The sequence below is a fragment of the Nitrospira sp. BLG_2 genome (assembly GCF_049222245.1).
Map to the genome: position 1 here is coordinate 1 of NZ_JBLYIG010000702.1, position 7,015 is coordinate 7,015.

The following is a 7,015-nucleotide window of genomic DNA, read 5'->3' on the forward strand; positions in this document are numbered from 1 at the left end:
CGTACCGCGAGAGGATCATGGATCAGTTGAAACGATGCCACGGTGGAACCGAGGAGCACTTCCGGACGATGTATGCGGCTTCGATGGTCCGGGATGAGGGCATGGCCAGAACCCTGGCCGTCAGGCAAGAAGAGTTTCGTCGCGAGAATGACGGCCCTCGTCGTATGATCGTAAGTTACACGGGAGGAGGGCATGTTCAATATAATCTTCCCGTGCCGAAGCGGGTTGCCAGGCGCCTGGGAGGAGACATCAAACAGGTCACGATTTACATGACGTCGTTTGAGCCCGGTAAAACAGCCGATATCCAGGCTCTCATGCAGGACCCCATCGCCGACTATATCTGGCTTACCCCCGTGGGCAAATCCAAACCGGCCCAACCTTGCCGCTAGAACAATTCCAAAGCCTTCCCTCTCAATCAGTGTGGGACAAGGACGGCACAAAATCCTCCAGTGCTTGACAGGATTTCACTCGCTCGTCACACTGAGGCCATCATGCATGCCTGTGCGTGATGGTTGCGCAAGAGCCCGATTCGTATAAATGCGAAACAAAATTCCTTGCAGTGCCGAACGGCTGGGATTATTGACGTCGCAAATGATCCAGGCCGTGTCGGATGCCTCGGCCTTTCAGATTGCCCATCAATACTTGACCGCCAATCGTGTCCGGATCGCCGAGGCGGATGACGCCCAGATCGCCTCCACCGTCATCGGCAATTCCGGCCTGTACGAGCAAGACATCCGACTGAAGGACGGCCACCTCGTCTCAAAATGCTCCTGCACGCTTTCCGAAGAGCCCATGTGCCGCCATTGCATCGCGGTGCTGCTGGAATATCAGCGATGGGCCCAGCCTCGGCAATCGCGGAAACCAAGCCTTGCGAAAGAATCGATACCGGCAACGGCGGTCGGTTCTTCGGATAATGGAAAAAAGACCGTCTTGCCCTCGTTCACGTCCGACGTCACACTGAGTGAGGTCATGGTCTTTTTGGAATGGCTGCAACCTGCGACGAAAGCGCTTGAAAAACAAGCGCCGCTCCCCGCTCCCCCCTCCCTCAGTCCTGGAGCGGTCTCGACATGGATTCAAGCGATTGGGAATCTCGAGGATCGACGCAGGGAAAGCGAAGAGGTCATGACGAGTCTCGAGGCGCAACTGAAAGACCGTGAGTCGGACGTCGGACACCTCACCCAACAACTCCAGGCCTCTCTGCGAGAGAACAATGCCGCGCAGGCCGCAACCCAGAAGCTTCAACGAGAAGTGGTCTCCTACAAGGAAGTGCTGAGCAGAGTCAGCGAGTTGACCGCCGAAGTCGTACGGCATGCCGGACAGATGCGGGCCGTTACGGGCGATATGCTCCAGAAGGGTTCTCAACTCGATAAGCTTGTCAGCTCGTTTAAAGATGTGGCTGAGGCACTCCAGTCAGCCGTCGCCCCGCCTCCTCACGAATAGCGATCGCCGTTCCTACGCCGATTCTTCCACGCATGATTCCCCCTTGCACCTTCCAGACGATGTCCAGTACAATACGCCCCACTTTTCGTGTGCGGATTTGGAAGGGGGAGAGATGAAACGGCTACTTTCACGAACAGGTCTATTATCGGGGATGTTGCTGGTCCAAGCTTTACCGGCGTTGGCAAACGCCCCAGAGGGGGGAGGCCCTCCGGATTACAGCGGAATCACCGCCTTATACTATTTTTTGATCGGCGTGGTCCTCGTCTACGGCGTCTACGACACGTTCTTCAAGAAGTCGTAAGGAATAACGCTTCCTCAACCCGCTTCATATCGCCTTGTCTTGTGGTACGCGGGCTCTGATCGAAAAGTCTCTCATGAACTCTGCTTGCGAGAAGTCGAAGAGTTGTGGGGGCGCTCGTTCAGCAGTGGCCTGAGAACTTTTAGCATTTGCTCCACGATAATCTCGTAGCCTTCCCGGGTCGGGTGAATACCGTCAACCTGATTCAACGAGGATGAACCGCCTACCCCTTCGAGGAAGAAAGGGATAAAGGCAAGCTGGTACTCTTTGGCCAGCGTCCGGTACATGTCTTCGAAGCTTGCCGTGTAGTCCTGTCCGTAATTCGGCGGCAGCCTCATCCCCGCCAAGACAATCGTCGTACCGGCCTCCTGTAATTGTCGAATAATTTGGCGAAGATTGCTTGTTGTTTGATCGACCGGGAGCCCTCGGAGTCCATCATTCGCGCCCAATTCGAGAATCACCACCTCCGGCTTGTTGTTCAGAATCCAGGGGACACGTCGAAGTCCGCCGGCCGTCGTGTCGCCGCTCACACCGGCGTTGATCACCCGATAGTGATAGCCGAGACTATCGAGCCGGCGTTGAAGTGGAGCCGGGTAGGATTCGTCGGCCTGCACCCCGAGTCCGGCGGTGAGACTGTCACCGAAGGCCACGATGCGGGGTCTCGTGTCCGAGGCTGAAAAGGAGACCGCCACCGACACGAGCGGCCACAGAAGCATCAAGAAGGCCGGCAGGAGTATGTCATGAAATCGTTTCACGATAGTGAAGCAATACTCGATCACTGATCTGTACAGTATAATAACATTCCTGGTCCTCTCATCTGGAAAGACACACGAGGTTGTTGATGATCACCGTGAGAGATGTTTCGATGGTCTTGGCCGCGGCCAGTCGTTCGGTCACCATTCTCGACGACATCACCTTTAGCATCCCGGCGAAACAGACCGTGGCCATCGTGGGCCCATCAGGCAGTGGAAAGTCGACGTTGCTTGGTCTCATGGCCGGTCTCGATCGGCCGACCACCGGGTCGATTCAGCTGGATGGAACAGACATTACGGCCATGGGCGAGAGTCAGATGGCCCGGTTCCGGCGCGAAAAGGTGGGCTATATCTTTCAATCGTTTCATCTCATCCCGACCCTTACGGCGATCGAGAACGTCGCCGTTCCACTTGAACTCAGCGGAGCGAGTCGCGCCGGTGATCGGGCGGCTGAATTGCTTGCCGCGGTCGGACTGTCAGACCGTATGGGACACTATCCGGTTCAGTTATCCGGGGGAGAGCAACAACGAGTCGCGGTGGCCCGCGCGTTTGCCTGTCGGCCGCCTATCTTATTGGCGGATGAACCGACGGGGAACCTCGACAGTTCCACGGGTGCCCACGTCATCGAATTGCTGTTCTCGCTCCACCGTGATTACGGCACCACTCTCGTGCTCGTGACACACGACGCAGCGCTTGCCTCATCGATGCAGCGCGTCCTATCGCTTCGCGACGGGCGCCTGGAGTCCGACAGCATGCCTGAATCTTCGAAGTCCCTCGACGGCGTCATGGCGGCTTCGCCTCGTGCGGAGCGGGCTCTCTCCGCCGATCCGTTATCCCGGGATTCCTTCCGCGTATTCGAGTCATGACTTCCTTCATGTTCAACATGGCATGGCGAGAGACCCGCGCGGCATGGCGACACTTTCTCTATTTCTTGGTCTGTATTGCGATCGGCGTGGGTGCTTTGACCGGGGTCTCACTGTTCGGAACGCAGGTGGAGCGAGCGGTGACCAAAGAAGCGCGCGGCCTTCTCGGAGGCGACCTTGAAATCCGGCTCTCTCGCCTGATGAGTCCCGCGGGACAGGAAGTTCTGGACTCGTTGAGCGATCGTGGGGTCGCTCTCGTGCATGTCAGCGAACTCGTCGCGATGGCCGCGAGAGCCGGATCACCCGCGAGCGGGCAGCCGACTCAAATCATCGAGCTCAAAGCCGTTGAATCTCAATATCCGCTGTATGGGACGCTCCGGGTGGAGCCACAAGGCGACTTAGCGCACCTTTTAGGCCGGCAAACCAGCCGGTGTCAGGACCATATTTGCTTTGGAGTGGTCGTGCAGGAGTCCCTCCTGATCCGGATGGGGGTCACGGTGGGAGATCAACTCAGGATCGGACAAGGGCAGTTCATTATTACCGGCGTGGTCAGGACGGAACCGGATCGCGTGGCAAACGCCTTCAGCCTTGGTCCTCGAGTCCTGATGTCGCGAGAAGGACTTCTCGCGGCTGAGCTTATCAAGGTAGGCAGCAGAATTCGCGAGCGATATCTCTTGAAAATCCCAAGCACGACGGCGCCTGAACCGTTGCTGTATGAGTTGAGGGAACGACTTGCGCCGGACTCCGCCCGCGTGTCGAGTTACCGAGACGCGCAACCACAATTGAAGCAGTCTTTGGAACAGCTGACCCGTTATTTGGGCTTGATCGGATTGACGGCGTTGTTTGTAGGAGGCCTGGGGGTTGCCACGTCGGTTCACGCCTTTGTGCGGGAAAAGTTGAGCACGATCGCCATTCTAAAAACAGTCGGCGCAGAGTCTCCCACGATTATCGGGACCTATGGGTTGCAAGCCATGATCCTTGGATTGGTCGGAAGTCTGGTCGGTCTGATGCTCGGCGTGCTGCTCCACCAAGCGCTTCCATGGATGATTGCCGCCCTGATGGCATCGGATCTCCTTGACCAATTGGGATTCTCGAAGAATGGGATGGACCTGGCCCTCGCTCCTCTTGCGAAAGGGCTGGCATTAGGCATGCTGTCCACGCTGCTCTTCGCGCTGTGGCCCTTGTTGACCATCCGTGATATCAAACCGGCTCGGATCTTCCGCCGCGAGATTGCTCCACTAAGTCAGACGGCAAATCATCCAAAGACACCCTGGTGGGCGGCTTGGCGCGGGCTGGACAGGGTAAAGGTCATGGTATCGGTCGGGATCGGCTCGGGATTGGCGCTTTTGTCAATGTGGCAGGCCGGGTCTTGGAAAGTCGGATTGCTCTTCGTCCTGGCATTCGCGGTTGCAGTGCTGGTGCTGGGGACATCGGCTCGCGGGGCGCTCATGGCGCTGAAGAAATGGCCTCGCCCCGGGCCTCTCATTTTTCGTCAAGCGTTGGGCAATGTCGTACGCCCGGGTAGCCAGGCGGTGAGCATTACGATCGCGATCGGCATCGCCGTCATGGTCGTGACGACCGTGTCGCTCGTGGAGAGTTCTCTTCTTGCGCAAGTGGGCGACAAACGGCCGACCGGCGCCCCGACGTTTTTCTTCATCGATATTCAACCGGATCAGGCAGAGGGGATGGCCGCTCTCCTTCGCCGACGGTCCAGTGATCCAAACCCTCAGTTGACGCCGCTGGTGCGATCCCGGCTATCGGCCGTCAAGGACGAGCCCGTGAAAGTTGAAGCGACGTCCGAGGAAGAAGAGCAGAGAGAGAAGACCGCCCGGAAGGAAGAACGGCGAAAGAAGTGGTACCTGACTCGCGAATATGCCCTGACGTTCCTCCAAGACCTGCCTAAAGACAATACGATCGTTCACGGCGAGTGGTGGAAACCCGGGCAAGTCTTTCCGAAACCGCTGATCTCGATCGAGGAGGATGCGGCGACGCAACTTGGTCTCACCGTCGGGGACACCCTCGAGCTCGACATCCAAGGTGTACCTGTCACCGGAGAGATCAGCAGCATCCGACAAGTGGAGTGGGGAAACTTTTCCACGAATTTCTACCTGATCTTTTCGCCCGGCGCCCTCGATGGCGCCCCCCATACCTATGTGGCCACTGTCCGCGTCGCTCCTTCGGAAGAGGTGGCGTTACAGCAGGCCGTCGTCACATCTTTCCCCAATGTGACGGCCATCAACATGGGCGATGTGCTCGACGGTTTTGCCCGGGTCCTCGATAGGCTGTCTCTTGCCATCCGTGCCGTGGCGCTGTTCTGTGTCTTGTCGGGATGTTTCGTGATGGCTGCGGCCCTGGCGGCGACACGCTATCGTCGATTATACGAATCGGTCATTCTGAAAGCCCTGGGAGCGACGCGCAGCGTGATCGTGCGTTCGTTTGCGGCGGAATACGCGCTCCTGGGCGCGCTGGGCGGTCTTTTGGGATGCGCATTGGCCAGCGCGCTGTCCTGGGCGGTCCTCGAGACAGTGTTCGACCTCTCCTGGAGCCTTCAACCGGCCGTGCTGGCCGCGGGGTTTACAATGACGATCACGCTTACCATGCTGGTCGGGTTTCTCAGCACCTATCGGATACTCGGCCAGCCGCCGCTGGCGGTGCTTCGCCACGAATAGCACTGAATCCTCCCAGGAATTTGGATAGTGGCCCCTACCGGCTTGATGGCAAGAGTTCGGGTATCCACACATCGATCAGCTGGCGAATACGCCGTTCATCGCTTCGATGAATTCGAGTGAAGCGTAATCCGATCGCGCCGTTGACCGACGACCTCACCACGGCCTCTTCGATCGTAATCGGTAATGATCCGTTGGAATGCTGGAATTCCAGTTCCAGCCGCGAGCTGATCGCCACCGGAGTCCTGGAACGAATCCGGCATCCACGTATCGATAGATTCTCGATGACGCCTTCTTGTCCCGTCTCATCCGGATACTTGGACCGGCGCTGCCTAAACCACACCGGAAAGGAAACATCGATGCGCTCGAAGCTACGGCGTGGATTGGGCGTGCGATGCCCGAGGAATGTTCGGAAGCGATCGGCGCAGAGCTGGCACCGAAACGGATAAATCGTCAAGCCGCTCAGGAGAACATCTGAAATGGATTTTCTGGCCGCGAGCCGGACTTTGCTCCCCCCGCAGGCCGGGCAGCGGAGATCGGACATTGGACTTTCCAAATAAAGTGTTCATTGATTGTATCGGTGGCGAGGGCCAGCTACAACCACATGCACATACGTATGCCGTACTACGTACGTACTGAGCGGCGGTTCTTGGTCTCTTCTTTCCGATTCGTGAGAGGGATGGTCCACACCGGAACCTGTCAGGTACATCAACACACAGTCATCCCACCACCGCGATGGCCGCACAGGTCATGAACGGTCAGCTGAGTAATCTCTGATAGTGCAGGAATCGAGCAAGAGCTGACGTTTCAGGACTCAAGCGAGTGGACGAGTGCGGCACGAATCCCTCGTCCTTCCCGTTCGCGGAACGAGACGGCCACACGGAGTTGTTCCAGGTACTGCTCCAGCGTCTTCCCGCCCAGATCGATCTTGCGGGACGCGAAAAAGTCGCGCACGTCCTGTTCGAGCTCCGGAGTGGCAAGACCGACGATGCCTCC

Annotated in this window: 8 protein-coding genes; 5 read left to right on the plus strand and 3 right to left on the minus strand. The window is 57.9% G+C overall.

Going from position 1 to position 7,015, the window contains the following annotated elements; genetic code table 11:
- The 3 genes from ACOSYY_RS18520 to ACOSYY_RS18530 form a co-directional block, all read left to right on the plus strand.
- The coding region (locus ACOSYY_RS18520; protein WP_421664335.1) for a ChaN family lipoprotein at nucleotides 1–389 on the plus strand (389 nt) is incomplete at its 5' end.
- A 148-nt stretch (nucleotides 390–537) separates the two neighbouring features.
- Entirely contained in the window at nucleotides 538–1,440 is a 903-nt protein-coding gene (locus ACOSYY_RS18525; RefSeq protein WP_421664336.1) for an SWIM zinc finger family protein, read from the plus strand.
- A 112-nt stretch (nucleotides 1,441–1,552) separates the two neighbouring features.
- Nucleotides 1,553–1,741, plus strand: a complete 189-nt coding sequence (locus ACOSYY_RS18530; RefSeq protein ID WP_421664337.1) for a hypothetical protein — start codon at nucleotides 1,553–1,555, stop codon at nucleotides 1,739–1,741.
- A 71-nt stretch (nucleotides 1,742–1,812) separates the two neighbouring features.
- On the opposite strand, the gene ACOSYY_RS18535 is transcribed toward ACOSYY_RS18530, so the two are convergent.
- Nucleotides 1,813–2,493, minus strand: coding sequence for an arylesterase (locus ACOSYY_RS18535; protein WP_421664338.1), 681 nt, complete (start codon nucleotides 2,491–2,493; stop codon nucleotides 1,813–1,815).
- An 86-nt stretch (nucleotides 2,494–2,579) separates the two neighbouring features.
- Between ACOSYY_RS18535 and ACOSYY_RS18540 the strand changes: the two genes are divergently transcribed.
- Complete coding sequence (locus tag ACOSYY_RS18540) at nucleotides 2,580–3,356, plus strand: ABC transporter ATP-binding protein (RefSeq protein ID WP_421664339.1); 777 nt, start codon at nucleotides 2,580–2,582, stop codon at nucleotides 3,354–3,356.
- Between the two features lie 8 nt (nucleotides 3,357–3,364).
- On the plus strand, nucleotides 3,365–6,022 hold the full coding sequence (locus ACOSYY_RS18545) for an ABC transporter permease (RefSeq protein WP_421664340.1): 2,658 nt from the start codon (nucleotides 3,365–3,367) through the stop codon (nucleotides 6,020–6,022).
- Between the two features lie 34 nt (nucleotides 6,023–6,056).
- Here ACOSYY_RS18545 and ACOSYY_RS18550 read toward each other — a convergent pair whose 3' ends face one another.
- Nucleotides 6,057–6,563, minus strand: coding sequence for a PilZ domain-containing protein (locus ACOSYY_RS18550; RefSeq protein ID WP_421664342.1), 507 nt, complete (start codon nucleotides 6,561–6,563; stop codon nucleotides 6,057–6,059).
- Nucleotides 6,564–6,826: 263 nt separating this feature from the next.
- Nucleotides 6,827–7,015, minus strand: a 189-nt coding sequence (locus ACOSYY_RS18555; protein ID WP_421664343.1) for a hypothetical protein, incomplete at its 5' end; no start/stop codon positions are given.